This window comes from Streptomyces sp. SPB074, from assembly GCF_000154905.1.
Classification (GTDB): domain Bacteria; phylum Actinomycetota; class Actinomycetes; order Streptomycetales; family Streptomycetaceae; genus Streptomyces.
Map to the genome: position 1 here is coordinate 4557277 of NZ_GG770539.1, position 1082 is coordinate 4558358.

Annotated in this window: 1 pseudogene; it reads right to left on the reverse strand. The window is 78.6% G+C overall.

The features are described 5' to 3' along the window. A pseudogene (locus tag SSBG_RS32225) lies at window positions 1-698 on the reverse strand (hypothetical protein); the annotation flags it as partial. Window positions 699-1082 lie beyond the last annotated feature (384 nt).

Here is a 1082-nt window from a genome sequence, read left to right on the forward strand (position 1 = left end):
CCGGGCAGGAGCGGAAGGCCCTCGGCGAGGACGGTGAGCGGGCGACCGGCGCCCAGGTGTTCGCAGGGGGCCGCGTGCCGGGGACGGGACGGGGGTGCCGCCTCGGCGGCGGTACGGGTACGGGCCGGGTGGTGCCCGGAACGCTGCGCCGGGTCGCGGTGGGCTGGCTCGGCGGCGGAGCGGGCCGGGACCTCGTGGGGGTACGGCGGCGGGAGCGGTGCCTGCGCGCGGGCCCGGGAAGCGGCGGACTGCGGGGCGGGCACCGGCCACCGGGAGGCCCCGGCCTCGGCCCGCGCCGCTTCCTGGTCGGCACCGCGCTCCGTCCCGCAGGCCGGTTCCGCCGGCCGGTGCGCGGCCTCGCGGTGGCCCGCCTCGCGGAACGCGGTCGCCTGGTGCGGCGCCGCCCCGTGCTCGCGCTGCGCGGCTTCGCGCTGCGCCCACTCGCGCGACAGGGCCTCGCGGTACGCGGCCTCCCGCTCGAACCGCGCGGCCTCGCGGCACGCGGCTTCCCGCGCGGCCTCCCGCTGTCCGATGTCGCCCCCCGTCGCCTCCCGCCGCGCCGACCCGTACGGGCCCGGCGCCTCGGGCGCGGCCCCCGGGGACGGGGGCGGCGTCGCCCCGGTGAGGGGCGGCGGGCCGGACGGGTGCGACGTGCCCGCTCGGGTGGGGGCTGGAGGTTGTTCGGGGGGTCCGTTCACCGCTCGCTCCCGCCGTTGGCCAGGGTGTCCGTGCTGGAAAGTGTGCCGATCATAGATGCAGGCCAGAGGCCGTCGCAGCGGCCATCCGGGGGTATCGTGCGGCGGGCGACCGGAGTTGAGCGCTTTGTTTCCGCCCTCGATTCTTCTGGTCGGGCCGAGGGGCGGAAGTGAGCGTTCAAGGCGCGTAGACGGCGCTGGGTGAAACTTGAACTTTCACCGCATCGTTGGCTGTGTCTCCGGGCCCTGCCCTCGGGTGCTGCCCCCGCGCCGCCCTGCCCCCCCGGCAAGCAGCCCCGCCCTTCCCCTCCATGCCCGGCCGCCCCGCGCGCCGGGTCCCCCGGTTGGGGGCTGGGCGGAGACCGGACGGGTGGCCCTTCACTCACG